Origin of the sequence: Acidaminococcus intestini DSM 21505 (genome assembly GCF_000425045.1) — a bacterium.
GTDB lineage: Bacteria > Bacillota > Negativicutes > Acidaminococcales > Acidaminococcaceae > Acidaminococcus > Acidaminococcus intestini.
The window spans coordinates 12371-38886 of record NZ_KE384299.1; the positions used below are offsets into that span (position 1 = coordinate 12371).

Annotated in this window: 22 protein-coding genes, 1 other RNA gene, 1 pseudogene and 1 riboswitch; of the genes and pseudogenes, 3 read left to right on the forward strand and 21 right to left on the reverse strand. The window is 46.9% G+C overall.

Features of this window, described 5'->3' with window-relative positions; all coding sequences use genetic code 11:
* Window positions 1-158: 158 nt before the first annotated feature.
* From csn2 to cas9, 4 genes are read right to left on the reverse strand one after another with little or no spacing between them, the layout of a single operon-like run.
* Window positions 159-827 carry a type II-A CRISPR-associated protein Csn2 gene (gene csn2, locus H503_RS0111585; protein ID WP_009016216.1) on the reverse strand — a complete coding sequence of 223 codons (669 nt, stop codon included), beginning with the start codon at window positions 825-827 and terminating at the stop codon, window positions 159-161.
* Window positions 824-1129, reverse strand: coding sequence for a CRISPR-associated endonuclease Cas2 (gene cas2 / locus H503_RS0111590; RefSeq protein ID WP_009016217.1), 306 nt, complete (start codon window positions 1127-1129; stop codon window positions 824-826). The genes csn2 and cas2 overlap by 4 nt, the downstream gene beginning before the upstream one ends.
* Before the next feature lie 11 nt (window positions 1130-1140).
* On the reverse strand, window positions 1141-2013 hold the full coding sequence (gene cas1 / locus H503_RS0111595) for a type II CRISPR-associated endonuclease Cas1 (RefSeq protein ID WP_009016218.1): 873 nt from the start codon (window positions 2011-2013) through the stop codon (window positions 1141-1143).
* Entirely contained in the window at window positions 2010-6086 is a 4077-nt protein-coding gene (gene cas9 / locus H503_RS0111600; RefSeq protein ID WP_026385754.1) for a type II CRISPR RNA-guided endonuclease Cas9, read from the reverse strand. The genes cas1 and cas9 overlap by 4 nt, the downstream gene beginning before the upstream one ends.
* A 440-nt stretch (window positions 6087-6526) precedes the next feature.
* Between cas9 and H503_RS12775 the strand changes: the two genes are divergently transcribed.
* Complete coding sequence (locus tag H503_RS12775) at window positions 6527-6751, forward strand: transposase family protein (RefSeq protein ID WP_014128389.1); 225 nt, start codon at window positions 6527-6529, stop codon at window positions 6749-6751.
* Window positions 6752-6844: 93 nt separating this feature from the next.
* Window positions 6845-7685 (forward strand): annotated as a pseudogene (locus tag H503_RS12780) (ISL3 family transposase).
* Between the two features lie 95 nt (window positions 7686-7780).
* Here the strand turns inward: H503_RS12780 and H503_RS0111615 are convergent.
* The 6 genes from H503_RS0111615 to rnpB all read right to left on the reverse strand — a co-directional run bounded on the left by H503_RS0111615 (window position 7781) and on the right by rnpB (window position 13060).
* Complete coding sequence (locus tag H503_RS0111615; protein ID WP_014128387.1) at window positions 7781-8710, reverse strand: AraC family transcriptional regulator; 930 nt, start codon at window positions 8708-8710, stop codon at window positions 7781-7783.
* 84 nt (window positions 8711-8794) lie between these two features.
* Window positions 8795-9706, reverse strand: a complete 912-nt coding sequence (locus tag H503_RS0111620; RefSeq protein WP_009016190.1) for a radical SAM protein — start codon at window positions 9704-9706, stop codon at window positions 8795-8797.
* 87 nt (window positions 9707-9793) lie between these two features.
* Window positions 9794-10483, reverse strand: a complete 690-nt coding sequence (locus tag H503_RS0111625; protein WP_172618910.1) for a C40 family peptidase — start codon at window positions 10481-10483, stop codon at window positions 9794-9796.
* Window positions 10484-10505: 22 nt separating this feature from the next.
* Window positions 10506-10635, reverse strand: a riboswitch (cyclic di-AMP (ydaO/yuaA leader).
* 767 nt (window positions 10636-11402) lie between these two features.
* A complete protein-coding gene (locus H503_RS0111630; RefSeq protein WP_014128384.1) occupies window positions 11403-12371 on the reverse strand; it encodes a glycosyltransferase family 2 protein in 969 nt (322 codons plus the stop codon).
* 5 nt (window positions 12372-12376) lie between these two features.
* Entirely contained in the window at window positions 12377-12694 is a 318-nt protein-coding gene (gene trxA, locus H503_RS0111635; RefSeq protein ID WP_014128383.1) for a thioredoxin, read from the reverse strand.
* A gap of 29 nt (window positions 12695-12723) precedes the next feature.
* An RNA gene (gene rnpB / locus H503_RS12135) (RNase P RNA component class A) lies at window positions 12724-13060 on the reverse strand.
* 138 nt (window positions 13061-13198) lie between these two features.
* Here rnpB and H503_RS0111640 point away from each other — a divergent pair.
* Complete coding sequence (locus H503_RS0111640) at window positions 13199-13966, forward strand: alpha/beta hydrolase (RefSeq protein WP_009016186.1); 768 nt, start codon at window positions 13199-13201, stop codon at window positions 13964-13966.
* Window positions 13967-14027: 61 nt separating this feature from the next.
* On the opposite strand, the gene radA is transcribed toward H503_RS0111640, so the two are convergent.
* The 11 genes from radA to H503_RS0111695 form a co-directional block, all read right to left on the reverse strand.
* Window positions 14028-15392: a DNA repair protein RadA gene (radA, locus tag H503_RS0111645; RefSeq protein ID WP_014128382.1), complete on the reverse strand. Its 1365-nt coding sequence runs from the start codon at window positions 15390-15392 to the stop codon at window positions 14028-14030.
* Window positions 15393-15394: 2 nt separating this feature from the next.
* Window positions 15395-15826: a CtsR family transcriptional regulator gene (locus H503_RS0111650; protein ID WP_009016184.1), complete on the reverse strand. Its 432-nt coding sequence runs from the start codon at window positions 15824-15826 to the stop codon at window positions 15395-15397.
* A 316-nt stretch (window positions 15827-16142) separates the two neighbouring features.
* Complete coding sequence (locus H503_RS0111655) at window positions 16143-17015, reverse strand: YitT family protein (RefSeq protein ID WP_016459570.1); 873 nt, start codon at window positions 17013-17015, stop codon at window positions 16143-16145.
* Window positions 17016-17632: 617 nt separating this feature from the next.
* A complete protein-coding gene (locus H503_RS0111660) occupies window positions 17633-18316 on the reverse strand; it encodes a hypothetical protein (protein WP_014128380.1) in 684 nt (227 codons plus the stop codon).
* Between the two features lie 79 nt (window positions 18317-18395).
* Window positions 18396-19100: an FAD-dependent thymidylate synthase gene (gene thyX, locus H503_RS0111665; protein ID WP_009016181.1), complete on the reverse strand. Its 705-nt coding sequence runs from the start codon at window positions 19098-19100 to the stop codon at window positions 18396-18398.
* A 4-nt stretch (window positions 19101-19104) separates the two neighbouring features.
* Entirely contained in the window at window positions 19105-19569 is a 465-nt protein-coding gene (locus H503_RS0111670; protein WP_009016180.1) for a Mini-ribonuclease 3, read from the reverse strand.
* The gene (cysS, locus tag H503_RS0111675; RefSeq protein WP_026385759.1) at window positions 19566-21017 is read right to left on the reverse strand and encodes a cysteine--tRNA ligase; all 1452 of its coding nucleotides are present in this window, start codon (window positions 21015-21017) and stop codon (window positions 19566-19568) included. Before cysS ends, H503_RS0111670 begins: the two co-directional genes overlap by 4 nt.
* 14 nt (window positions 21018-21031) lie before the next feature.
* Window positions 21032-22504: a glutamate--tRNA ligase gene (gene gltX, locus H503_RS0111680; protein WP_016459572.1), complete on the reverse strand. Its 1473-nt coding sequence runs from the start codon at window positions 22502-22504 to the stop codon at window positions 21032-21034.
* A 43-nt stretch (window positions 22505-22547) separates the two neighbouring features.
* The gene (gene ispD, locus H503_RS0111685; protein ID WP_009016177.1) at window positions 22548-23732 is read right to left on the reverse strand and encodes a 2-C-methyl-D-erythritol 4-phosphate cytidylyltransferase; all 1185 of its coding nucleotides are present in this window, start codon (window positions 23730-23732) and stop codon (window positions 22548-22550) included.
* A gap of 12 nt (window positions 23733-23744) precedes the next feature.
* Complete coding sequence (locus tag H503_RS0111690) at window positions 23745-24854, reverse strand: PIN/TRAM domain-containing protein (protein ID WP_021737122.1); 1110 nt, start codon at window positions 24852-24854, stop codon at window positions 23745-23747.
* Window positions 24855-25013: 159 nt separating this feature from the next.
* Window positions 25014-25493: a CarD family transcriptional regulator gene (locus H503_RS0111695; protein ID WP_014128377.1), complete on the reverse strand. Its 480-nt coding sequence runs from the start codon at window positions 25491-25493 to the stop codon at window positions 25014-25016.
* Window positions 25494-26516 lie beyond the last annotated feature (1023 nt).

Genomic DNA, 26516 nt, shown 5'->3' on the forward strand with positions numbered 1-26516 from the left:
GTTTGATTATCCTTTGAATTTACATATCTCTCAAACTAAACAACAGGTACGAGCCAAAACAAGACAGTTTGATTATCCTTTGAATTTACATATCTCTCAAACCTCAAATTTGATCAACGGATTATCATTCCGTGTAGATAAATTCAAAAGGTGCTAATTTATAATACACATAAATCGTTATCTATAAGAACCCTCTTTTCCTGATGAAACAAGGGATATCGGCGGTTATCTATAAGCAAAAATTTAAGGTCATGAGCCAAGGCCGTATCCACAAAAAGCTGTATTTCTTCACTAGAAAGATAGCTTCGAAGATTGACTAGAATAAAGATTTTATCTCCTTCAAAGCGTGAAATAAGATCCATAAGAACAAAGATTTTTTCACCAAGTCCATTATAATCCAAATTAATAGTGATTCCCAAGGCTTTTAAGAGATTTCCAACCGTTAATTTTTCGCAATCTATTTCAAGATCTAGACTCATGGCGATTTCTTCCGCTAGGTGTTCCATTTGTGCTAACAGAATCTGTGTGTTTTCAAATAAAGGCCCATTTGTAGCTTGAAATTCCATTCTTTTTTGGATCTTCGTAAGAAGCATTTTGGGAACTGAATCAATGGATAGGTAATCGATTAAAATTTCAAAAGCTTTTTCTAAAGGAACAGGCTTATCCTTATCAGAATAGATGGCTTTTCCATTATTTCCTTCTTTGATCTGCAAGACCAAGTCATTTATAATTTCGAAGAACTGATGAGGATTTTCAATAATGAGGGTGGGAACGGAATAATCTTTCCATGTTAAATTGATTTGATAATCTGGAATGAGGAGCTTCACAAAACCACCACCCGTTCATCACTAGCGAGTACATCCGTCTCAAAACTTCCCGCAATGCACTTAATATTGGAAAACTGCTTTTCCGTAATCGATAAGAGCTGGACCAATCCATCCTTGGGCTTATTTTTTAGGAGGATGGAAACAATGGCCTCTTCTTGGCCTTTATTTAGGATCATCCGGCAATAGACGGATTCCTGCATCATAAAAAAGCCATTCTTGATCAATAGCTTGCGAAAAGCTCGATATTCCCGTTTATCTTGCGCCGTTATTGTTGGCAGGTCAAAAAATACTAACAGTCTCATAAATCGATAGCTCATATTTCATAGATCTTAATCTTGGAAGTATCACACTTCTCCAGGGCTTGAAAAATGCTATTTGCATAAATATTGATAGCATTTGCTAAAAATTGTCTCGAGTCATCAATATAGAGAATCTCCTGAAAAAGGTTGATAATCTCTCGCTTTTCATCTTTTGCAAAGGTTGTTGGATTCATATTATAAACATAGCGGTCGACAAGGATGCGAAAGGGTTCCATTAAATCACAGCTAAAGTTATAAGGATTATAGGTGTTTTCATGAAAGATGCCCAGCTGCGTCAGATAGCCAGCAGAGACAATCTCACGATTGAATAAAGACAAAAGCAGAGAATAGCCATAATTAAGTCCTGCATTAATAGGCGAATCGAGGTCCCTGGTAAAGGAATTACCAAAAAGTGCATTAAAATAAACTTTAGCTGCATGGCCCTCCCTATTATGGGCGTCAGCCGACACCACATCATCAAGATACGACATGAGCATCTTGCTCTGTTCCTTCTTTTCCAGTTCATCTAGGAACAGGGCTTGCTGCCTAATTTTCGCCTTAACGATACAATCCCATACTTCATCTTTGATTTCTTGCGACCAGATCATTTGCTGCTTGATTTTTCGGATAGAGTCAAATCGTGCGTGCAACGGCAATAGACTGGACTGTGGATTATGGGCCTTATCACAAAAGATAAGATTGACTTTCCGATTCATCAGTTCGGACAGTAAATAGGCCGTTATCGCAACTCCTGTATTTTCAATGATAAGGGTCTTGATTTCATCAATGAAAATGCGCTTTTTAGAAACTGCTGTCTGGACTTCTACATAATTCATGCAGAAGTCCAATTTGCAGCGTTGCGTGATGACGATTGTTCGATAGCTCATAAATACTCCAAAAGATTTTGTGATTTACTAACAAAAAGTCCAGATGCTGATTGCTCAACAAGCCGAATATCGGAATATTTTTTTGAGAGTCCAGTTAAATCTGCGCTGATCATAATTCTGGCAGCTTGAGCAGAACCGTTAATGGATTTTAAATCGCAGCCAGAGCTCCGACAAGTTTTAAAAATTGATAAGATATTCAATAACGTTTGAACTTGTTCCTCTGGAGATAATTTAGTAAATGTACTTCTTCCATTAGTCAGCACATCAAATTGTGTGGAGAAGAACTTATTATATGGGTTATGTTGAAGTTTTTGTAAAAATAGTTCGTATAGGTTCAAGTTATCTTCCACCGTAATCTTATCAAACTTTTCCACAATCCTTAATTTATTATTTTCTTTAAATTTACGTGCAAAAGACTCCATCGCCTTAATATAACATTCTATCTTATGAGGTACAATAAGAGGTACCATAGCATGACACAACACCGATTTTCCCTTACTAGACTTTCCTCCAATGGAAAGATAAAAACCATCGATTGAAATCATGGAATTCAGTTTAATGTGCCTTGTTCCCATTGGAAACATTATATTTATCACCTTTTGTTTATCTTTTTGTAGGATTTCACTGATTGTAGTTTGTGCATAGTCCGTTAAGAATTCCTTATCATGGTCAATTCGAGCTTTATACAAGCCTTCTACAGGAATCATCATCAATTTATGTTGAGTCTTTTTATCTTCTAGTGTAAATCGAACAAGGAGATAATAAGCTGCTGTCGATTTGTCATAGCCACCATATTTTACCACGTCTAGTCCGGCTTTTCTTGGTACAAGACCGGTTGACGCTTTTAGTGGCTGAATATCAAACAGGCCTTCCTTTCGATCAAAAGAGAACCGCGTGAAATGAATATTGTTCTTATTTTGCTTTAACATTTTAACAATGCGGCCAAGATCCTCTTCTCCATTCCAAGCTACAAAATTACCATTTTTAATAGAATGCGTAAACAACGTCTTGGTCTTGACGGAATAGGGCTGGTTCACCATAAACCACCGGCGATTAAAGCGTTCATGATAGACATTTCCTGTTACAATCGCAAGAAATGCGTCCTTTGCATGGTGCAGGTCATTGATATTCCTCGATTTTACGAGACCAAACTCATGCCGAAAATCAGAAGAAAGCCCTGCCTTGGAGTAGACAATCTCCGTATCAGGGAACTTCCTTTTTAGTAAGATTGCCAAGGCCTTCGTGGATTGTCTTGTCTCAACAAGCTGCCGATTGATGAAATCCCACTTTTCATCATCTGTAAAGGGAGTGCTCCGCGTCAAACGCTGATACTTCTTGAGGGAAATCAGGCCATGGTTATAATAAGCATCCCAAAGAGGCTTCATTTTATTACGGATAGCAGCATCAAGAGGATATCGACTGCTCTTCTCTCCATTAATTTCCGATTGAACCAACACCTTGTTATCAAGACTATCGTCCTTGACCATGCTTTGGGGATAGATATGATCAATATTATAGAAGGACTGGTCCTTGATATGCTCCAACTTGATAGGGTCCCCGGTATACATATCCCTTCCAAGCTGCGCAAAGTATAGATAGAGCGCATCGCTTTGCAGCTGTCCATCGCTTTTGTTTTCAAGGATTTTTTCAAGGAAATCTACCTCCTGCTGAAAATCCTTGCGGATGGACCTATAAAGATTCTTGATTTGTTCTCTTCTTGTTACGCTCCTTTTCTTTTTGCTTTCCCCATCTCTTGCCATTTCGATAAAAATGCGTTTTGGCGCCGTCCCACAGGCTTTGCGTATGTCATTTACAACGGCAAGAGTTCGATAGATAGGACGTTTGACAGCATTTGAAATATACATGGAGTCCAGAAAATCATTCAGGGAAAGCTGCGCCTTGGCATAGTATGCTTCCTGCAGCTTGGTAATTTCATCCGAAAAAGTATAACATTCAGATAAAAGCTGCATCAAGTTATCATTGGTATTCCACATAAAATCCAAAATGGAAGCTCGTTCCCCCGTTTCCTTATGAACTCCCTTTAGGCCTGTGAGGAACATTTTGGAAAGCCGGCCAAAATCATGCTTTCGGAGCCTTGAAATATGCTTTACGTCGTCAGCAGTGAGCGTTCCATAACTATTGTTCAGCCAAAGACGGACGCGTTTTGTATCATCACTATAGGTCATACGCTCCACAATGCGTTCCACATCATCACGAGTAAGAACGCCACGCTCCATGAGCGATTTAAAATGATGGTATGTATTGTAATTGCTATGGATGGTAGTATCGATTCCCGTCAATTTACCATGCTTATCCAAGGCACCCAAGGAAAGCAGGAGATTCTGGATATCCTTTACGGTCACTCTTCTCTTCTTTTCAAAGAGGCCAAAAACCTGCTGTTTTACATCTACAGAAATAGGATAACCATCAATTCGGATATTATTGATTTCATTGAGGATCATGAATTTTTCATAAATAAGGGAGTCAAGTGGCAAAACATCTTCACCGGGATAATAAGTGCAGGTATTCGTCATTCTCCGAATGAACGCTTCTTCACTTTTATCAAGGTCAACTTTGTCGTTAAAATTCCACGGATAGATTTTCCCTGCTTTTCGTTCCAGCCAGGCATGCTCTGAATTGTCCTTGCGCAAGGGCCCAACGAAATACGGAATCCGAAAGGTCATGATGGAAAGGAGCTTATCTTGATTGGAGATGGCATCTTTTCCGCATTGGGTCAAAAAAGGCAGATAAGAAGCGGCTTTATTCAAAATAGTCTTTAGTTCATAATAGTAAAGCTGGTAAGGGATAACCCTGTTTTCACCTGATACTTGTTTCGGCATAAAGGAATTGTCTGTAAGACGCTGAATCATTTCATCAAAATCAACCTTATCAGCTTCACTGCATTCGATGTTCTTTACCTTTCCAAGGACATACTTGCAAAATTCTTCTTGGGTTGCCTTATTTTTGGGCAATGTACCCTTGACTTCTTTTACATGATAGGAATATGCGACATAGTTTTTGGTTGTTTCACTATCTACGTTTCGAAAAATGTCATCATATTCCTTTGCTAGATAGGTCTTCACAAAATACTTGAGCTGTGTCAAGTCATGGTGATGCTGTTCATAGAGCTTTACTTTCGATTCGGAGATTGTTCTGCCATCTTTGAGAGCATGTTTCATGATGGCCCAATCAAACAGCCTCCTAATATGCGCAATCCATTCACACTCATCCGGTGTAAGCGTTCCTAAGATTTCCTCAATTGCATCTTCCTTATCATTGAGTGTAAAGGAAGCATCATTACTTTCTTGAGGAAAAAGTTTATTGACCTTGACCTTTTTTCCTGCTAAAAGTTGGATAAGTCCATCTTCACTGATATTGGCATCAAAATTATCCTCCGGCTTTTGGCTGCCAAAGATCAGAGACTTCAAGGCTTTATACTTATCGTTGACGGAGTTTCGTGAAAGCAGGGTCGCTTGGAGTGCTTTTGACTCACATACCCAAGGTGACACCCCATTATCGGAAAGAAATGCCAGAAACTCAGGATAAAAGGCGTCAAAACTCAGGACATCCCCAATATTATCCTTATCCACTTCATTGAGGAAATGACCACGATGAGCAACCAGCCAGGCAACAGCCAAATAAACAAGCCGCGGGTCATGCTTTTCACTGCTTTCCATAAGGTCCACAATGAGATGATGGATGGTTGGATAGTCAGAATAATATTCCTTATCCGTATAGGTCGGGTCATTAAAGAAAATATGTTTATCCGTTTCAGCCACATCATCCCGCCATAAAGCGCTCTCATGAAGTCTGATAAAAAAACGTGGATCAATGGGACTAATCACGGGAGCAAAGATTTCTTGAACCAGTTTGACACGCTGTTGCCTGCGGTCAAGGCGTCTGCGGCTCGTACGAAAGCTTCTCCGTTCAGCTGATTGATTCCCCGCAGCAAACACGTGGGCACCCCACATCGGTTCGCCTTTAAATTTGAGCAAATGGTACGATGGGTCGGTTACGGCATATCCAACAGAATTTGTTCCTATATCCAGACCAAGATAATACATTTTTCCCATGTTGACATCTCCTTAAGATTATGCTAGAGTAAACATGTAAATATCCTTTAATTTACATATCGAGTTCAAATAACGTTTTTACGAAGTCGCCGGTTCGTCCGGCAGCACAGTGTGTGCTATGACCTGCTTAGGCAGGTCTTTTCTTTTTTCATTGCTGTTTGAAATTGACTGTATTTACTGTCTATTCATTATATAAGGAATCATCTTATAAAGCAATCTTTTGAAGTACTAAAAAAATGACATCTTCCATTATCTTCATATAGACATAGAAAATGGTTCTATAATTTATTTGGTTCTATAATTTATTTTGGGGCGCTAACGTGACCGTCCAGATGCGTGTCCTCTCAGCGCCTACTTTTTTCAATAAAAAAATAGGCATATGCACTCAAATCCTCTACAATTAAAGTGATCAAACAATAAAGAAAGTGAGTTGAATACATATGCCTTCTCTAGATTATATCGAAAAATTAACAGGAATTAAAGAGGAATGGATTCAAAATTTAAAGGAAACGGAATCAGCCTTGGTTTTAGCGGTTCAGCTGCCGCCTCAAGAACACATCTGCCCTCATTGCAAGGCCACTACAAGACGCATAAAGGGCTACTATACGCGCCTCATCAAACATTCCCCACTTCTCCATAAAAAGTTGCATCTCCTGTATCGCTAGAGGCGCTATATATGCAGCTGTGGTCACACAGTTAACGAGAAGAGCCCCTTTGCCTCTCCGTATTTCCAAACCTCTTCCTCGCTTCAACAAGTCATGCTCCAGGAGCTGCGTCAACACCTTTCTTTCCAAGAAGTGGCCAGACGATGCCATGTCAGCACCAGCCAGGTCATTCGTGTCTTTAATGAAGTCCATATTCCTCGTCCCAGTCACCTTCCCCGCGTGCTTTCCATCGATGAATTTAAAGGAAATGCTGCCGGTCAGAAGTACCAAGTCATCATCACTGACTCTGAAAACAAGCGTATAATGGACATTCTTCCGGTTCGAACCACACCGGCTCTGCTCCAGTATTTCTATCAATTCCCCATGAGTGAACGACGAAAAGTAGAATTTGTCACAATGGACATGTCTATGCAGTTCCGTTCAGTCATAAAAACGATCTTCCCCAAGGCGCGCATCGTGGCAGACCGTTTTCATATGATCCGCTTAGTCCAATGGGCCATGGAGCGCGCTTACAAGGCAGAGCAAAAACGCCTTTGTCACCATAGCCGAACGGTTAAGTCCAACAAGACAATGTCTAAGATGTGCTTACGCGCTAACATACGCATTTTCCAAGGTGCTTCGATTCAAGGATCATACCAACATTTCTTGGGCACTTTCAGCATGGATAGACCTGGTAAAAAGCGCTGATTTACCGGAAATGAACTCTCTGGTTAAGTCCTTTACCTATTGGTACGAAGAAATTAGGAGCGCCCTTATATATCCTTACTCCAACGGCTTTACTGAAGGCTGCAACAATAAAATCAAGGTGTTAAAACGTGTCTCATTTGGTTTGCGCAATTTTGAGCGCTTTCGTAATAGGATCTTGTACATTAACACACGCAACGAAAAAGGACACGCACTATCTTCAGTGCATGTCCTCTCCAGGAGTGCATAGACACTTTAGCACCCCAAAATTTGACAAAGAACCCAAAAAAATCCCAGACTAAGTGAAGGAATCACTTAATCCGGGAGGTCAGGATAGGGCCCGATTTACTTATGGAGCTCTTTTCTAAACTGCAGCGGTGTGCGCATGGTCTGGAGTTTGAAACATTTGATGAAATAACTGGTCGAACTGAATCCTGTTCGTTGTGCGACAGCACTTACAGGAAGCTCTGTATTTCGCAGGAGGACTGCGGCTTTTTCAAGGCGATATTTATTGAGGAACTGGTAAATTGTTTCGTGGACCGTTTCCTTAAAAATCCGGCAGCACTCGCTGCCGCTGTAACTTGTAAAGGCTGCAAGGTCCGTTATGGCAAAGTTTTCATGGTAATGGGCCTTGATAAAGCCCATAAGGGTCTTTGTGATGGACTGGTGACGAGCGGATGTGGATTTCTTGGCCTTTGTAAAGGTCACGTTCTTGATGAACAGGGACCAAATGCGATACATGACGCTCATGAGGTCCACTTCGTAGGCCGTCTCCCCTCCCCGTTTGATGAGATACGCGCCCTGCACCTCATCCATCAGTTTCTTGCACCAGGGAATGAGGGGATGAAGATGGACGGCCGTAAATTCCGGATTTTTTGTATAGGGCTCAACAAAATTTCGATCCATATACGACCCACTGCGAAGACCGAGGGCACTGGGACTCAGGTTCAGGCAGACAAGGATACCCGATTTTTGCTGCCGGGGAATCACGCGGTGAAGCTGCCCGGCATTCATGATGAGTCCTTCCCCTGGATGGAGTTCAAATTTCTGGTCCGTCAGCATGACAGCCATATCCCCTTGGATGGCAAGCAGGATCTGGATTTTTTCATGCCAGTGCCAGTTACTGAAGCCGAGCCGTTTTTTCCAAATGATTTCGTAATAAACGTCAAGGGGCAATCCATGCTCCTCCGTGACCATCCCATCGTAGTAGGGATGGATCCGCTGGTCTTCTTGATTGTGGCTGACAATGAGACGATCTAAGGGGACTCTCTGCATAAGACACCTCACCTCTTCCCCCAAAAGGGAAGTTCATTCTACTTTTATCTTACCATAGGCGATCACAGATAGAAAGCCGCAGCCTTAAGGCAAGATGCCCGTACCATCAAAGGCCGGGATAAACTTGTCATCAGCGGCGGGACTTTCCTGAATGAAACCGTCTTCGATGCGGCTTTCCAGAAAATGCAGTTCCACTTCTTCATATTCGTCATCTGTGAGCTTGCGATTGATTTCCGGATACTGGGCCGCCGTGCCGCAGGGGACATATTGGCGCATGAGGCTTACCATGACGTCGCCGGGGGAAAAGGTATCGGCAATCCAGTCGATGAGACGCATACTGTCCTTACCGTGACCAGGAAGGATCAAATGGCGGATGATGACGCCTTTTTGCATAATGCCCCGTTCGTCAAGCTCATAAGGACCCACTTGGCGGAACATCTCAAGGATGGCCTTGGACGCTGTAGTAAAATAATTGTTGCAGCGGCTGTAACGCTGGGCCAGGGCATCATCATGGTATTTAAGGTCGGGAAGATAGATTTGGACCTTTCCTTCAAGCAGCCGCAAGGTCTCCACCCGTTCATAACCGCTTGTATTATAGACGACGGGGACCGGAAGGGCTGGCGTGAGCGATGGCAGGATGATAGGCAGATACTGCGTAGCTGTCACAAGGTCAATATTATAGGCGCCTTGGTCGATGAGCGCCTGATAAATGGCTCGGAGGCGGTCCGCCGTCACTTCCCAGCCATGGTTTTCTGTGCTGATTTCACTGTTTTGACAGTAGACGCAGTGCAGCGTGCAGCCAGAAAAGAAAACCGCGCCGCTGCCGCCTTTTTGAGGGTCTTCCCCACTTAGGCAAGGCTCTTCCCAGTGATGAAGGGCCGCACGCGCCGCCTTAGGCGTCATGGCGCAACGACAAACACCGTAGTGGCCAGGTCCGCCTTCATGAAGCGGACGCACAACGCCGCAGGTAAAAGGACAAAGGGTACAAGGTTCCATAACGTTCCTTTCTTTCGCATAGCTTTTCTAGAGCAGGCATAAAAAAACTCAACCCTGAAAAACAGGATTGAGTTTACCGCTTATCACTTAGAGAACCCGAGCGGCCCCAATATAGCGGGCACCCCAATAGCCGCCGAACACATCGGAAACGGTCACGCCCGTACTGGAACCAGCCTGAAGCATCTTGCCGTCGCCAATATAGATCCCGACATGGGAGGGACCCGGTTCATACGTTTCAAAAAAGACCAAGTCACCGGGCTGAAGGTTCCGGGAAGAAACCTTTGGATAACTGTAATACTGGGTATCCGCTGTTCTGGGGATGCTGATGCCAATCTGACGGAAGACATACTGCGTATAGCCGGAGCAGTCAAACCCCCACGGCGTCGTTCCCCCAAAGACATAAGGCACACCTACGTACTCAAAGGCTCGGGAGATCAACCTTCTCGCTGCCCCGCTGCCACGATAGGAACGCCCGCGGCTTACTCCATATCCTGCATACTGGGGCATCCGTTTTCCCATGAGCTTCATGTACGTGGAATCACCAATGATGCCATCCACTTCAAGGCCCATGCTGGCTTGATATTTTTTGATGGCGTCGACGGTTCTTTCGCCGTACACACCGTCAGGAATCCCGATATCATAGCCTTCCATAAGCAGTTTTTCCTGAATGGCGGCCACTTCCGGCCCCGATTCGCCTTGATGAAATGCCGCTGCATCCGCACTCTGGAAAGGGACAGCAGCAAAACTCAGCACAAAGGCGGCAACAGCCCCAAGCATCATCCGTTTTAAAATAATAAACACACCCTCTCGATTCACCTACGAAGTTAGCTGCCGGGTTCGGGTCGAGACACCCTATTCCTAAAAGAAAGGAAATTCACCCCAACATTGGGTCCTCCGTTCGTATCCCTACGATTCGGTTTTATTAAATTTACGTTTTCTGCACTTCACATTATAGCAATGGAAGGAAAAAAAGTCCAATATGTCACATTTTGTTCAAGAAATGGGTACGAAAAAAGACGCTTTCAAGCTGTCAATTCGGTTAATGCCCAAATGGTGGTTCCGCACCTGCAGTGCTGGCGGTGGAGTAAAAAGCGTTCTTTCCCTGCATTTTAACTCAGTCCAAAAATCGGACTGAGTTAAAATATAGGGAGCTTTTTGCAATCTTCGGTCCTCCCTTTTTATTTTTACTTGGAGTAAAAATCGCGGCGATTTTCTGCACGAGTTGCCTTCTTTTCTCATTTTAAGATTTACGAGATGGCCATGAAATCATGGTGCTACGTAAATTGTTGCAGTACACAAACTCATGGTAAAGTCGCCCAAAAAATGCCTTTGGCGGGCGAGCCACTTTTGGGAAATTTTTTCGTTTTTTAGAGCAAACAGGATTTGCCTAAGGCCCATATTCGAAAAAGGTATAAAATTCGAAAGGGAAGACAAAAGACGCTGTCTCTAGCCTGCGTCTTCGGCTGTTAAGCTAAAGGATTCAAAATGTAAAAAACCGATAACGCAGAGCGTCAACCTGGTGGTCGCAGGTCCATTTCCTGTCCATCCTAAGGCAATGGGCAAAAAGCGTGCCTACCTTTGCTCCGCTCTCATTGGGCTGCAGTGTACGCTTTCAATCATGCCCTCGTCGCCGCCCCTTACCTTTTCCTATCAAAAAACTGCGGAGAAATTTCTTGTTTCTTCGCAGTTCTGGCTCTTATTTTTTAACTATATGTGCGATTGCGTCCGCCACCTTATATTCATGTTTGATATGTTCCCGCACGATATAAAGAGGCCGATGCTTGACTTCCTCAAAGATACGGCCTACGTATTCACCAACGATCCCGATGCCCATCAGTTCCACACCGCCGAGAAAGAACTCGGCCGCTGCAAGGGTCGTCCATCCGGGCACGGCTTCATCCATGATCCAGGCATAGAGGACATGGAGAAGCAGCAGCAGGCTGCCGATGCCAAAAATGAGTCCTGCATAAAAAGCAAGGCGCAGGGGAACCCGGGAAAAGCCCGTAATCCCGTCCAGGGCAAAACGCAGCATTTTTCTTAGGTTAAATTTGGAATGACCAGCAAAACGCGGCGGCGCCACAAAAGGCAGGGTCGTCGTCCGAAATCCTAGGTTATTCACCATTCCACGAATAAAACGGGCCCGTTCGTGGTAAGAATTCAGCGCATCCACCGCTTTCCGGTCCATGAGCCTAAAATCAGAACCTCCCGGTGTAATCCGGACTTCACTCATGGTATTGATGAGCTTATAATAAAGACTTGACGTGATATTTTTGAAGAAAGTGGCGTCTTCCGTCGCTTTACGGACGGTCTGCACGATCTCATACCCCGATTCCCAAAGGGAAATCAGTTCCGGGATCATTTCCGGCGGATGCTGCAGGTCCCCGTCCATGGAGATGACGGCATCCCCCTTGGCGTGTTCCAGTCCACACGTAAGAGCCAGTTGATGGCCATAGTTACGGGAAAACAGATAGCCTTCCACATGAGGATCTTTATCCGCCAGTTCACGGATCATGGCCGCGCTTTGGTCACGGGAACCATCATCGATGAACAGCAGCTCATAGTCATAAGATAAAGGCGCCATTACTTCCGTAACGCGCCTGTAAAATTCGTGGATATTTTCTTGTTCATTAAAGACGGGGACTACAATAGATAGTTTCTTCATCATGCAAATCACAGGCTTTGAAGAGGATCCAAATAAGCGGCTTTTGACTGGACGCCGACAAAGCGATGGGCTTCCTTGCCATCCTTGAAATAAACAACCGTCGGAATGGCGGCAATGCCAAATTCGCTGGCTACATCAGGGACTTGGTCCACATCAACTTTAGCCACCTGCACATCATCCCGTTCTGCCGCAATCTGTGCAATCATAGGAGCGACCATCTTACAGGGACCACACCAGGTCGCCCAAAAGTCAACCATGACCGGTTTCGTGCTTTCCTTGACGAGTTGATCAAAGGCTGCTTTATCAGAGATATTGATGATTTCCATAAAGATTCCTCCTGTACAATTCAAAAATGGATATGAGTGATCAGTAAGCCGAGTTCTGTTACGATAATCATTTATCTAGTTCCATAGTTGCCTATGGACTCAAGCGACACAACCCGGAAGGATCAGCGGGCCGCTTCATCCCTTCCCTATTTGGTCTTGCTCCGGATGGGGTTTACCAAGCCGACCAATCACTTGGCCGCTGGTGCGCTCTTACCGCACCGTTTCATCCTTACCGGCGAGCCGGCGGTTTGTTTTCTGTGGCACTTTCCTTAAGGTCACCCTCACTGGACGTTATCCAGCATCCTGCCCTGTGGAGCTCGGACTTTCCTCATCAGCTTGCGCTGCCGCGATTATCTTTCACACTCATATAAAGTAAATATACTATACGGCCGCAGTGTTGTCAACGACACAAAATAAGCAGATTGCAATGACGCCTCCTTCCTTGCCGAATCAGGCAGCGGCGAGTATAATGTCCCTTGAACCACCAAGGAAAGAAGGCCCATCATGATTGAAAAGAAACTACAGATCAACGAGGAAGGCTGCAGTATCCGCTGCCGCTATTTCTGCCATGACAGCCGCAAGAACGAACGCAGGTTTAAGCATGTCGCCATTGTGACTCACGGTTTTGGCAGCAGCAAGGACACGGCAGGCGTTACAAATTTTGCGCAGCACCTGACCAGCAAATATAAGGATGATGCCGTCATTGCCTTTGATTTTCCCTGTCATGGCGAGGACGCGCGCAAAAAGCTCCTCATGGACGAATGCCTGAAATACCTTGCCATCGTTACGGACTACGCCAAAAAGACCTTGGGTGCGGAAAAGGTCTATAACTATTCCACTAGTTTTGGGGCCTATGTAACGCTGCGGTTTCTCCTTGAAAAAGGCAATCCCTTTACCCGCATTGCCCTACGTGCGCCAGCTGTCACGATTGATGAAAGCATGAACCGCTACCTTACGGAAGCGGACCGATCGGCTCTCAAAAAAGGCAAGGAAATCCAGGTTGGATTTGACCGCAAGATGAAAATTGATCAGGCTTTTCTGGATGATCTCAGGACCCATGATGTACGGAAAAGCGAATTCTTTGACTTTGCCGATGATCTCATCATTCTCCATGGCACAAAGGATGAAATGATTCCTTTTGAAGAAGCAAAGGCCTTTGCCGAAAATAATGTCATTACCTTTATCCCTATCGAAGGAGCCAACCACCCGTTCCAGAACCCCAAGCAGATGGCCCTTGCCATCCACGAAATTGTGGAATTTTTTGGTGAATAAGTGCGAAAAAAGGACGGAAACCTCGCATTCGTGCGATGAGTCTCCGTCCTTATTCTTTAGTTCAGCGGAACATGGCGCCAATGGCTTCTTCCACGGTCCGGCATTCGACCACACCAGCGGGTGCTTTTTTGCCGTTCATAAAGCTGCCCCGCGGCACGATGAAGCGCTTGAAGCCCAGCTGCGCTGCTTCCTTGATGCGCCGGTCCGTGAGTCCCACACGGCGCAGCTCGCCGGTAAGCCCCACTTCCCCCAAGCAGAGGATGCCCGCCCCAACGGGCACATTGCGGTAGCTTGAAACAAGGGCGCCTACAATGGCAAGGTCCACTGCAGGTTCCGTAATCTTCATGCCCCCAACGGCACTTACATAAGCATCTTGGTCCCCAAAGTTCATTCCCATTCGTTTTTCAAGAATGGCAATGAGCATGTTGACCCGATTATAATCAACGCCTACTGCGGTCCGTCGCGGCATACCAAAGGGAGTATGGGCGGCCAAGGCCTGGATTTCAGCCAGAATGGGCCGATTCCCTTCGATTGTGGCGGTGATAACAGATCCCGGGACGGGCTTTTCCTTTGTCTCAAGGAAAAGTCCCGACGGATTGCTCACTTCCTGGAGGCCTTCTGCTTCCATGGAAAAGATGCCGCATTCACTTGTCGAGCCAAAGCGATTCTTGAGGGCACGCAGGACGCGGTATGTATAGGAACGATCCCCTTCAAATTGAAGGACGACGTCGACCATATGTTCCAAAAGACGGGGACCGGCAATGTTCCCTTCTTTTGTCACGTGTCCGATAATGATGATGGCGATATTTGATTCCTTGGCAAAATTAAGGAGCTTAGCCGTACACTCCCGCACCTGCCCCACACTTCCCGCAGCCGTTTCAAGCTCGCTGTTGTACATGGTCTGGATGGAGTCGATGACCAATAGCTTCGGCGCATCTTTTCTCGCTTCGACCAAAATGGTACCAAGCTCCGTTGCGGTCATGACCTTTAAGGCATCGGACGCCGTGCCCAGGCGTTCAGCCCGCATCGCCGTCTGGGCCTCCGATTCCTCTCCAGATACATAAAGGACGGGAATCCCGCGATTGGCCGCTTTCATCGATACATCAAGGGTAATGGTTGATTTCCCGATGCCTGGCGCGCCCCCTAATAAGATGAGGGATCCTGGGACAATGCCACCGCCAAGGACACGGTCGAATTCGGTGATGCCCGTTGGTATGCGGTTGACCTTGACCTTATCCACTTCACGAAGCGTCTTGGGCGCCACGTGTTCAGCTGTTTTTAGATAGCTTGGGCGATGGCGATCTACGGGGGCATCCACTTCTTCCACAAGAGAATCCCAGGCCCCGCATTCTGGACATTTTCCCAGCCATTTGACGGATGCGTAGCCGCATTTTTGACAGACGTACTTGGTTACGGATTTAGCCACGGTCAGGCTCCTTTAGTCAGGGACTGGTATGCAGAGACGATCATCTTTTCCTTATCCTTTTCCGTCACGTGATCTCCGAGGAAAGAAAGAAAATAAGATAGCAGGCGGCCTTCCCGCATCGTAATCATGCGATGTTCCACCAGGGCGTCCACCATACCTTCGGCTGACTCAATTTGAGGCGGCAAGGAGAGTTTTTTAGGAGTCCGTTCCTGAGGCAGACGGACAATACGGATGAATCCCCCGTTGCCCCGCTTGGATTCCACTTCAAAGCCCTTATCCGGAGTAAATCTCGTTGTTAGGGTATAAGTAATCTGACTGGGCGCGCAGGAAAGCTTTTCCGCAAGCTGGCTTCTTTTGACATTGATGGAATCTTCGTCGTTGGCAAAAAGCTCACTGATAATAAATTGTTCTATGACATCGGCAATATTTCTCATGCTCAAAACCTCCTCGATAAAGGTTGCTAAAAGGAAAAGGTCCCAAGGAGCCCTCCCCTCTAATAATCTTCTCTTATTATATTTGACTTTTTGACATTTTTCAAGAGGGGGAAAGAAGAGAAAGCTGGAATGCAGTGAAGGGAAGGCCAAGGCTATCTTTGGCAGCTAGTAGAAAAACCACGAAAAAAACGCTGAAGATACGGCGCCTTCAACTCACAACCCTGTCATACGTCATGAGCCCACTGCGTTAGGTAAGTCTACCTAACGCAGTGGGCTCGTGTAAGTTCATCAAATCAAAGCATATTATCCAACTAGGTTACTGCAAATCAATGGGCCGCTTGATGTTGTGGTTCTTTTCCCGGGTAAAGCCCCTCCCCATTACGTCCCGTGCATCTTGAACAATCATAAAGGCATCCGGATCGAGCTGGGAGACCAGATCTTTGAGGCGTGCCACCTGAGTAAGTTTCACAACGCAGAAAATGACCTTCCGCGTTTCGTGGGTATAAGCCCCTTCCCCATCGATATAAGTCGCGCCGCGGCCCAGCCGATTGATGATGGCTTCCGCAATTTCCTTGCTCCGATTGCTGATGATAAAAACATTTTTCTTGTGATTGAATCCATCATTGACGACATTGCTCATCTTGGCCACGCCAAAATAGGCCACAATGGTGTACATGGCCGGTGCCAGTCCAAAGCAATAGGCACCAATGGATAGAAGTATGAGATTGATGACAAATCCCGTTGTACCGATGCTGATGGAATAGAACTTCTGCATGATGCCGCCAATGATATCCGTTCCCCCCGTGCTGCCGCCAACGCGGTAGAGGGTGCCAAGACCGATGCCGTGAAGGACACCGGCAGCAATGCTGCAGAGCATCGGGTCAGTGACAGGCACGGCCCCATTCAGGAAAGAAAAGACACGGATCCAGAAAGAAAGAGCGAAGGTTCCGTAGATGCCGCTAATGAAATATTCACGGCTCATCAGTTTATAAGCAAGGATAAAAAGCGGAATGTTAAAGACGATGTTCGTCACATCGACGGTCCAACCAAAAAGATAATACAAGATCATGCCAAGCCCTGTAATACCGCCGCTCAGAAGATGGTTCGGCAGGAAAAACGCGTTCATGGCAATACCGGAAACGCAAGTACCGGCTGTAATCGTAAGATAGCGCTTGAGATGTCTATTCAAGGGAAAAGCCTCCATCATTTTCGCAGAGAATTCAGTTTATAGTGTACCATGGATACGAAATTTTAGGAAGGGGGGAAAGGCTTAGATGCTTGGATGCTTGTAGTGCTAAAACTCGAAGGGAACAGATTGGCAGGCAAAAGAACATGAGGCGTACGACCCTAAGATAATTCCTAAATCGGACGTAGACGCAGGTTCGGTTGAGGGATCTTTGGTTTTATTTGAGTTCTGGAAGAAACTGATTATATAAAGATCATGACAGCACCTGATATGGTCCGCATTTGGTCTTTTCCCTTTGAACTTGAGGCAACACATCGATCCGCCTTTGCAAAGCGGGGGAACCGAAATTTTGAAGTTTCCATAAATCGTTTCATGCCATTTCCCGGTTTTAGTGGTGGATGAGAAACTGCATGCCGTTTCTCTACGAATGGCAGTGAGGACCTTTCGCCCGGGTTTCTTAGGCTGCTTTGGAGCGCGAGCGGAAAGTCAAAGAACACGTGTAAGGGCGAATCATTTTGGACCCATCCCCCCTGCAGGAGCGGTTTGGATCCAGCGTTACACTCTTTTACCGTTTGGTCTTTCCCTCCCTCACAAAAAAATCGGAGCCAAGGCTCCGATTTTTAAATCGTATGATCTGTTTCGCTGACCCACTTGAGGGTCGGTTCCAGATTCTTTTTGAGTTTGTCTTCCAGTTCCTTCACGTTCCTTCCATCAAAACTCGTTGTTGTACGGAAAACGCTGTTCACCTTGAGCTCACCAAAAAACTCATCACGCAGTCGGTTATACATGATGATGAGTTGATCCCGGCGTGCAAAGTCAGAATAGTCGATAAGAATAATGGAACCGTTGATATGTTCAATGGCGTGGCTGGGATCGATGTAAAGCTCAAAGGACCCGATTTTTTTGGGCAAGGTTTTGCCAAATTCCCAGTCCTCGACTTTTTTTGCTTCATACAGTTCGCCCAGGTTCACCTGTTCCGGATGCTCCATATTGCTAATGACCAGAGGCAGGTATTTCTTGGTCTTTTCTTCAAAGACGTCCCTTTCCTTATAGATCAGTCGGACATCACGGAAGGAATTGAGCCCCATGGTTCTCACCAAGATATAATCAAAGGTTTCTGCCGAATACGTTAAATCGACGCTCGCCCTCAGCTCCGGGGCTTCATAACGGCAGATAAAAAGAACCTGGCCTTCTATGTAATCCGTTATTTTCTTCTTGAAAACGCCTATAGTTTCCGGAAGTTCCTTGATAAAGGCCCATTCATGGGTCTGCTTCTGGATTTCTTCGATTGAATCGTATCCCATCTCATTGCTCCTTCAAAAAAGAACCGCGAAGTTATTCACGGTTCCTTCTTTTTCATGATCAAAAAAGCGATACATTTCCTTATTTATTCTGGCCCCTCTGACGATCCATTGCGAAAAGTTTTTCAAGACGGCCGCAGCTCATCTTGCCTTCATGGCATATGCGTTGAGTCACGCAGGTCGGTCCCGCATTTCCAAAGAGAATGGGTGCCACTTTTTTCACTTCTTCAAGCATCATGTTCGCCAAAGCCCGGATTTCCCATTGGGCACGATTGCAGCAGCGCAGCTCGAAAAAGTGCAGCAGGCTGCGGGCATTCATGGTGACGACGATCTTGGTTTCCGTCGCGTTGGGCAGGATATAGCGGGCATCCTCGGCGGGAATGCCCGCTTCTGTCATCTCATTGTAAAGGGCTTGGATTTTACCGCAGAGACCATCGAATTTTTCTTTCAGGGCAGGATCTTTGGCAATGGTCGGTGGAACGATGGTTTCAAAGTCATGTTCCTTCACGTAGCGCTGACTCTGCTGGGAATAGGACGCAATCCGGTGACGGACAAGCTGATGGGTCAGCACCCGGGATACGCCTTCAATGGCAAAGGTAAATGTCACGTGTTCAAAAGTGGATGTATGTCCCATGCGGGCGAGCTGGCGCACAAGACGGCGTACCTGGTCATCTGTCATGTCTTCCTCAATCTGGGCGGCCCCAATGGGGGAATAGCACAGATGGGCACTCATGGCAACGGTACGGTCCGGATCCGGCGTATAGCGGATCAATTTACAGCTGATCATAAGGTTATCCTCTCTTTTCATTCATCATGGCCTGCTGAATGAGGGTAAAAGACGCCTTCATCAGTATTTCAAGGCGCGCCGTTTCCCCTGTAAGGTAGAGCCATCCCATGAGGGCTTCAAAAGCCGTCCCTTGCCGGTACTCGCGGACAGTCGCGCTTTTGGGGACTGTCGACTTCGTATTACGTCCACGACGCACGACCACAGCTTCTGCTTCTGTAAGCTGGGGTTCAATACCGTCCATGGCTTTGGCCTGCATGACCGCAGAAACCATACGGGCCGCCAGATCATGAAGGACTTGGACGTGACCGGACACGGGCAAGAGACGCTTTCTCACATATAGGGAAAAAACGGCGTCGCCAATATAGGCCAGCTCAATAGGGTTAATCAGATGAGGATCCACGTCCGGCAACGGTCCGTCACAGACGGCAAGGGCGTGGTCCCGCATCTTTTTGTACGTTTCAAATCTCACTGTCTTTTCCACCGCACGCCTTGAGGCGTATCTTCCAGAAGAATGCCTTTTTGGGCAAGTTCGTCACGGATGGCATCTGCTTTCTTGAAATCCTTGGCTTTCCGTGCTTCCTGACGCTCCGCGATAAGGGATTCAATGGCCGCTGCGTCTTCATCTGCGTCTTTTACGGCTTCGGTCTTGGCGCCAGGGTCTTCTTCGAGGATACCGATGATGGAGGTCATTTCCTTCCAGGCCTTATCCATCATATCGACAAGCTTACCATCCGGCTTTTGGCCGCCGGTCATGACGGATTGATGAAGAATGTTGATTTCCTTGCCGAGGGCAAAGAGATAGCTGATGGCAAGGGAAGTATTGAAGTCGTCCCGCATAGCTTCGAGGAAGCTTTCCACAAAGCCCGACACCTTTTCCCGCAGGGCAAGACTATCCTCATCAGGACCAACGCTGATAACGCCCTTTAGTTCAGTAAGGTTCTGCGACGCCGTGCGGAGCCGTTCCAAGCTGCGGCTGGCTTCTTTGAGGCGCGCATCGGAAAAATCCAAGGGGCTGCGGTAATGGGTCTGAAGGATAAAATAACGGAGCACTTCCGGTTCGTATTCCTTCAGGATATCAAGAACGGTGAAGAAGTTGCCCAGAGATTTTGACATCTTTTCTTCATTGATGGTAATGAAGCCGTTATGGACCCAGTAACGCACGAAAGGATGGCAGCACGTAGCACCTTCAGATTGGGCAATTTCGTTTTCATGGTGTGGGAAGATCAGGTCACTGCCGCCGCCGTGGAAATCAAAGGAGCTCCCCAAGTATTTCGTGCTCATGGTCGAGCATTCAATGTGCCAGCCCGGGCGGCCTTTGCCCCAAGGGCTGTCCCAGGACGGTTCGCCCGGTTTGGCCGATTTCCAAAGGGCAAAGTCCATAGGGTTTTCCTTGCGTTCATCCACGTCAACGCGGGCACCGGCCATCATGTCGTCCAGCGTGCGGCCGGACAGTTCGCCGTAATGTTCAAACTTTTCCACACGGTAGTAGACATCGCCGTCAACGACGTAGCCGTACCCATGATCGATGAGCTGCTGGACCGTATGGATAATGTCCGGAATATGGTCGGAGACGCGGGGATAGACGTGGGCGCGGCGTACATGAAGCTTATCCATGACTTCAAAATAAGCCTTGATATAGCGGTTAGCAATCACGTCCCACGTCACGCCTTCTTTATTGGCTTCACGGATGATCTTGTCATCTACATCGGTGAAGTTCTGTACATGGGTCACATCATAGCCTTCATGTTCAAGGAAGCGATGGATAACGTCCCACACAACGAAAGGACGGGCATTGCCAATATGGGGATGGTTGTAAGGCGTGACGCCGCAGACGTAGATGCCCACCTTCCCCGGATGAAGAGGAACGAATTCCTCTTTTTTGCGAGTCATTGTATTATATACACGGATGGTACTCATATCATGCTCCTTTCTTAGAGGCTCACATGGGCCTTTTCAAGGCTCTTCATGATGCGTTTTTCCACACGGTCAGCACCAAGGAGAGGAATCATTTCAGCAAGTTCCGGTCCATGCTGATTTCCCGTGAGGGCTACGCGGAACGGCATGTAGACCTGCTGGCCTTTCAGTTTGTTGCCTTTCTGGACTGCTTTGAAGACCCCTTTGACGCTGTCGTGGTTCAGTTCATCCAGGCTATGGAAGCCTTCGATGAGGGCTTTCATGACAAGGGGCACTGTTTCTTCTTTGAGGACGGAAACGGCTTCTTCATTTTCGAAGTCGAAATCATCCGTGAAGTAAAGGGCAACCTTTTCCGGCACCTGGGCACCGTAGTCGACCTGAGTCTGGGCCGTTGCGACAACGCGTTTCAGCCAGTCAAGCTTTTCCCCTGTTTCGTCGCCCGTCATGTAGCCGGCTTTCACCATAAAGGGTTTGGCCAGTTCAAAAAAGGCGTCCGGCGTCAGTTTCCGGATATGCTGGCTGTTGATCCAGTTGAGTTTCTTGATGTCAAAGACTGCAGGGTTTTTGGCCACGCGGTCCATGGAAAAGACCTTGCAGGCTTCTTCCATGCTGAAGATTTCTTCTTCACCCTGAGGGGCCCAACCAAGGAGGGCCAGGAAGTTATCGATACCTTCCGGCAGATATCCCTGCTGCCGATAGGCGTCAACACTCGTCGCACCGTGACGCTTGCTCATCTTCGTGTGATCTGTGCCAAGGATCAGGGAAATATGGGCAAAGACCGGTTTTTCAAAGCCAAGGGCTTCGTAGACAAGGAGCTGACGCGGCGTGTTGGACAGGTGTTCTTCCGCACGGATAACATGGGTGATATGCATCAGATAGTCGTCAATGACCACGGCGTAGTTATAGGTAGGAATCCCATCACTTTTTACAATGACGAAGTCGCCAATGCCATTTGAATCAAATTCAACATCGCCGCGGACCATATCATGGACGACGATGGTTTCATTTTCAGGAACCTTGAGCCGGATGGAAGGCTTGCGGCCCTCTTTTTCATACTGGGCCTTTTGTTCTTCCGTCAGGTGGCGGCATTTGCCCATATAGCGGGGCATCTTGCCGTCCTTGAGGAGAGCCTGCCGTTCTTCCTCCAACTCTTCCGGCGTACAGTAACAATAGTAGGCCTTCCCTTCCTTGAGCAGCTGGTCAGTATATTTCTTATAGATATCGAGCCGCTCCATTTGATGGTAGGGGCCATAAGGGCCGCCCACGTCCGCCCCTTCATCCCAAGTGATACCAAGCCATTTCAAAGCGGCCTTAATGTTTTCTTCAGATTCCGGCGTAGAACGTTTCCGGTCCGTATCTTCAATGCGCAGTACGAATTTACCGCCCATGCGTTTAGCCAGAAGCCAGTTGAAAAGTGCGGAACGGGCGCCGCCGATGTGGAACGGGCCAGTCGGGCTCGGTGCAAAACGTACTCTCATTTCTTTTTCCATTGATATACGCCTCCAAATTGATTAACAAAAATCATGATTGATTTCATTTCTTGAGGAGGACAACCGCTTCCGCGGCAATCCCCTCGCCTCTTCCTGTAAAGCCTAGTTTTTCCGTTGTCGTGGCTTTGACGTTCAGCGCGTCACCGGAAAGACCTAAATCTTCTTGGAGATTTTCCAGCATGGCCCTTTCGTAGGAAATCAGTTTAGGCCGCTGACAGATGATGGTCACATCGGCATTATGGATATGCCAGCCTTTTTCTTCAACGCGGCCGATCACCTCCCGCAGCAGCTTCCTGCTGTCGGCTCCCAGATAAGCATCATCGGAATCTGGGAAGAGGCGGCCAATATCCCCCATGCCAGCGGCGCCTAAGATTGCATCCATCAAGGCATGAAGGGCAACATCGGCATCGGAATGACCTTCAAGGCCCAATTCGTACGGAATGGTGACCCCGCAGAGGATGAGCGGCCGATGAGGGACAAGACGATGGACATCATAGCCTGATCCTACATGAAAATCCATGGCAATCTGCTCCTTTTTGAGAACGCCTTCGGCGCGGATAAAGTCCTCCGGCGTTGTAATCTTAAAATTTTCCTCCAGACCCTCAACAAGGGATACAGGATGCCCTAAGGCCTCCACCATACTGGCGTCATCGGTTACGACAAGGTTATGGGCCGTCACATAGGAAAAAGCCCTCCGCAAGAGTGCCACGTCAAAAATCTGCGGCGTCTGGACGCGGTAAAGTTCATTGCGTTTCAAGGTCTGCAGGGTTTCTTTCCCATTGGTGGAAACCTTGATGGTGTCCTTGACGGGAAGCGCGGCAACGGCAGCCCCGCTTCGCTTAGCCGCCAAAAAAACACGTTCAAATAAGGCGGCATCCGCAAAAGGCCTTGCTCCGTCATGGACGGCCACCCAAGAAGCGGTTTTGGGCAAGGTCTGTAAGGCACAGGCTACGGAATCCTGCCGTTCTCTGCCGCCTGGTACAAGGGACCAAGATAAGGTAGGGAAAAAAGCCGCTTCATATTTCTGAAGCAGAGCCCGAGCTTCTGTCAATTCCTTTGGGGCAACGGCTATGATAACATGGGTAAGAAAGGCAATGCCGCTCAACGCATGAAGGTTGCGAACCAAGATTGGCACATGCCCAAGGGGTGCATAGTTCTTATTATACCCCAACTGAGCCCGTTTTCCCATGCCGGCCGCGGCAATGATTCCATAAAGCTGTTCTTCCATCCGTCTCTCCCATCATTTCATTTTCGCAAAGATCATCCGTCCCGCCGATGTCTGCAGCACGCTCGTCACAGTGACGGGCACGGTCTGGTTGACAGAACGTTTGCCATTTTCGACAACGACCATGGTGCCATCATCAAGATAGCCGATGGCTTGGCCTTGTTCCTTACCTTCCTTAGCAAGGAAAATCCTTAGTTCTTCCCCAGGCAGCACAGCCTGTTTGAGGGCATTGGCAAGGTCGTTGACATTCAAGACCGGCACGCCCTGGATCTTGGCCACTTTGCTGAGGTTGAAGTCATTTGTCGCAAGGACACCTTTCATCTGGGCCGCAAGGCGGACCAACTTTGCATCAACTTCCGTCAAGTCATCGAAATCCTTATCGACGATTTCGATGGAAACATTTTTAAGATCCTTGATTTCCTGCACAATATCCAGACCCCTGCGGCCTCGATTGCGTTTCAAGGTATCAGCCGAATCGGCAATCTTCTGCAGCTCCTCCAGGACGAATTTGGGAATGATGATGGTCCCTTCAAGAAATCCCAAACGAATGATTTCAAGGATCCGGCCATCAATGAGCACACTGGTATCAAGAAGTTTATGAGTGCGGGAAACATGGGATGCGGTCTTTTTCGAACTTTCCTTTACGCGCGAAGAAAACCAGATCCGGTTAAAAAAGGAAACGATATCAGTCCGCTTGTTCAGTGCCACTTTAGCCCCTACAATAGCGCCAAGGATGCTGAAGATGAGGGAAATATACGGTCCAATGATGGGCAGACGGGAAAAACTCGTTCCCAGCAGAGCCGCTACAATGAGGCCCAAAATCACGCCAATGGCAAGGACAAAAATATCACTGGTAGGAAGATCAGCAAGGTACATGGCCATCCGTTCGGAAAAACGCATGATGAGGTTCATGAGAAACGGAGCAGCCCATTTTCCCAAGGAGCCAAAGACAACAAGACCCAATAGACCTAGGACAAGACGCAGCGGCGTAACACCGAGGAAGCCGACTTTTAGATACTCATTGCTCACAAACTGGGATAAAAATGGTGATGCAACTTCCATAATGAGCAGACCCGAAATGGCAAAGACAAGAATAATGAGAAACCGGGAAATCTTTTCAAGCATAAAATCACCTCCTTTTGTAAATTTCATCCCCTTATTGTACTATACTCTACTCTGAATGAAAAGATAAAAAATGAAGTCAAAACCGACTGAACAATCAGGGCCATAAAGGAAAAACACCCTTTTCGCACAAAACGAAAGGGTGCTTACAAGAAAGCAGTGTCAAATGAATTTTTCAAGCCAAGCTTCACTTTTTTCTTCGTCAACGGATTCAACAAGCATGACCTCGCTCAACAAGATTTGCTTTGCCGTTGAAAGAAGACGCCGTTCCCCCGTGGAAAGCTTCTTATCCTCTTCCTGGACGGCCAGCGTACGAACCACATCGGCCACTTCAAAGATGCTGCCCGTTTTCATCTTATCGATGTACATATTGTATCTACGGTTCCAAGTAATCCGCTTCATCCTATTTTCAGGACGAGCCTTGAGGACCTCTTCAACCTTGGGCATAACGGACTTATCCACAATAGGACGAATGCCCACCTTTTCAACATTACCGGCAGGAACCATGACTTTCATGTTGCTTAGGAGCATATCAAATACGAAATAATCAATCTGACGGCCATCAATCACCTTTTGTTCAACGTCTCGAATCACGGCCGCACCGTGCATCGGATAGAGCACCTTGTCCCCTACGGTAAACATGTAAGCCACCTCCTCCTGACAAAAATCAACCCATTTGACCGCATGGTCAAATACCCATGATGTTAGTTTAACATAATCTTGGAATAAAGTCAAATTTTGAATTATAGCATTATTAGAAGATGGATGTCAAGGAAGATTTTGTTTAGAGCAAAGATAAAGGCCAGTAGGAAAAATAATGGCGGCTGTCAAGCTGTCTAGTTGAGGCATGGGCCCTGAAAGGCTAGGCAGCATAGCACCTTCGGTGCTGGGAAAAGACTTAAGTGCGGCGATGCCAAAACACGAAGGGAAATGACCGGAAGGCCAGTGTCAAACCGCCCTTTGGGAGAGCGCCGAAGTGATCATTTGATAACACGATTCTGCGGTCTTGCTAGTACAGCAAGCTGTGCTTACAGGCAGCCTTGAACCATCGAAAAATGTTCCTCACTACCGTTCGTATGGAGACGAAGGAAAAAACACCTCTCTTCATCTGCCACCCACTCCCGCAACTAAGCTTGGTGGTTACAATCCTGCAGGGAAAGTCTGTTTGAAACTTCGTCGGTCACGAAAACGGTTCCGTTACTTTTAGCATCTGCCTGATACTCTGTTAGGTGAGATGTAAGGGATAAAAGGGCTCTGTACTCCGCCTTCTTATATTGGAGCACCGACTTTTCCGGCAGAGAAAACTCCGACCGGGCCTATCGTCGCTGTCTGTCTGTGAAAGCTTTCTGCACGAATTTTTCAACATAAAGCTCAGCAAATAATTTGACGACTCGCTTAACTTTCCTCCACAATTTCTCCCTTTGCCGTTTTAATGCAGTTTACTGTTTGCGAATCTTTCGGCGATGGACGTCTCGCCTTGATAAGCGCAATCCCTCAATCTTGCCTATTGGCAGGCAGCTTTTTTGGTTCTTTGTCAAATTTTGGGGTGCTAAAGTGTCTATGCACTCCTGGAGAGGACATGCACTGAATACAGTGCGTGTCCTTTTTCGTTGCGTGTGTTAATGTACAAGATCCTATTACGAAAGCGCTCAAAATTGCGCAGAC

Coding starts and splice junctions, on each gene's coding strand:
- cas2 (WP_009016217.1), bottom strand. CDS start 1,129: ATGAGACTGTTAGTATTTTTTGACCTGCCAACAATAACGGCGCAAGAT.
- cas1 (WP_009016218.1), bottom strand. CDS start 2,013: ATGAGCTATCGAACAATCGTCATCACGCAACGCTGCAAATTGGACTTC.
- cas9 (WP_026385754.1), bottom strand. CDS start 6,086: ATGGGAAAAATGTATTATCTTGGTCTGGATATAGGAACAAATTCTGTT.
- H503_RS12775 (WP_014128389.1), top strand. CDS start 6,527: ATGCCTTCTCTAGATTATATCGAAAAATTAACAGGAATTAAAGAGGAA.
- H503_RS0111615 (WP_014128387.1), bottom strand. CDS start 8,710: ATGCAGAGAGTCCCCTTAGATCGTCTCATTGTCAGCCACAATCAAGAA.
- H503_RS0111620 (WP_009016190.1), bottom strand. CDS start 9,706: ATGGAACCTTGTACCCTTTGTCCTTTTACCTGCGGCGTTGTGCGTCCG.
- H503_RS0111625 (WP_172618910.1), bottom strand. CDS start 10,483: ATGCTTGGGGCTGTTGCCGCCTTTGTGCTGAGTTTTGCTGCTGTCCCT.
- H503_RS0111630 (WP_014128384.1), bottom strand. CDS start 12,371: ATGATGAAGAAACTATCTATTGTAGTCCCCGTCTTTAATGAACAAGAA.
- trxA (WP_014128383.1), bottom strand. CDS start 12,694: ATGGAAATCATCAATATCTCTGATAAAGCAGCCTTTGATCAACTCGTC.
- H503_RS0111640 (WP_009016186.1), top strand. CDS start 13,199: ATGATTGAAAAGAAACTACAGATCAACGAGGAAGGCTGCAGTATCCGC.
- H503_RS0111650 (WP_009016184.1), bottom strand. CDS start 15,826: ATGAGAAATATTGCCGATGTCATAGAACAATTTATTATCAGTGAGCTT.
- H503_RS0111660 (WP_014128380.1), bottom strand. CDS start 18,316: ATGGGATACGATTCAATCGAAGAAATCCAGAAGCAGACCCATGAATGG.
- thyX (WP_009016181.1), bottom strand. CDS start 19,100: ATGATCAGCTGTAAATTGATCCGCTATACGCCGGATCCGGACCGTACC.
- cysS (WP_026385759.1), bottom strand. CDS start 21,017: ATGAGTACCATCCGTGTATATAATACAATGACTCGCAAAAAAGAGGAA.
- gltX (WP_016459572.1), bottom strand. CDS start 22,504: ATGGAAAAAGAAATGAGAGTACGTTTTGCACCGAGCCCGACTGGCCCG.
- ispD (WP_009016177.1), bottom strand. CDS start 23,732: ATGGAAGAACAGCTTTATGGAATCATTGCCGCGGCCGGCATGGGAAAA.
- H503_RS0111690 (WP_021737122.1), bottom strand. CDS start 24,854: ATGCTTGAAAAGATTTCCCGGTTTCTCATTATTCTTGTCTTTGCCATT.
- H503_RS0111695 (WP_014128377.1), bottom strand. CDS start 25,493: ATGTTTACCGTAGGGGACAAGGTGCTCTATCCGATGCACGGTGCGGCC.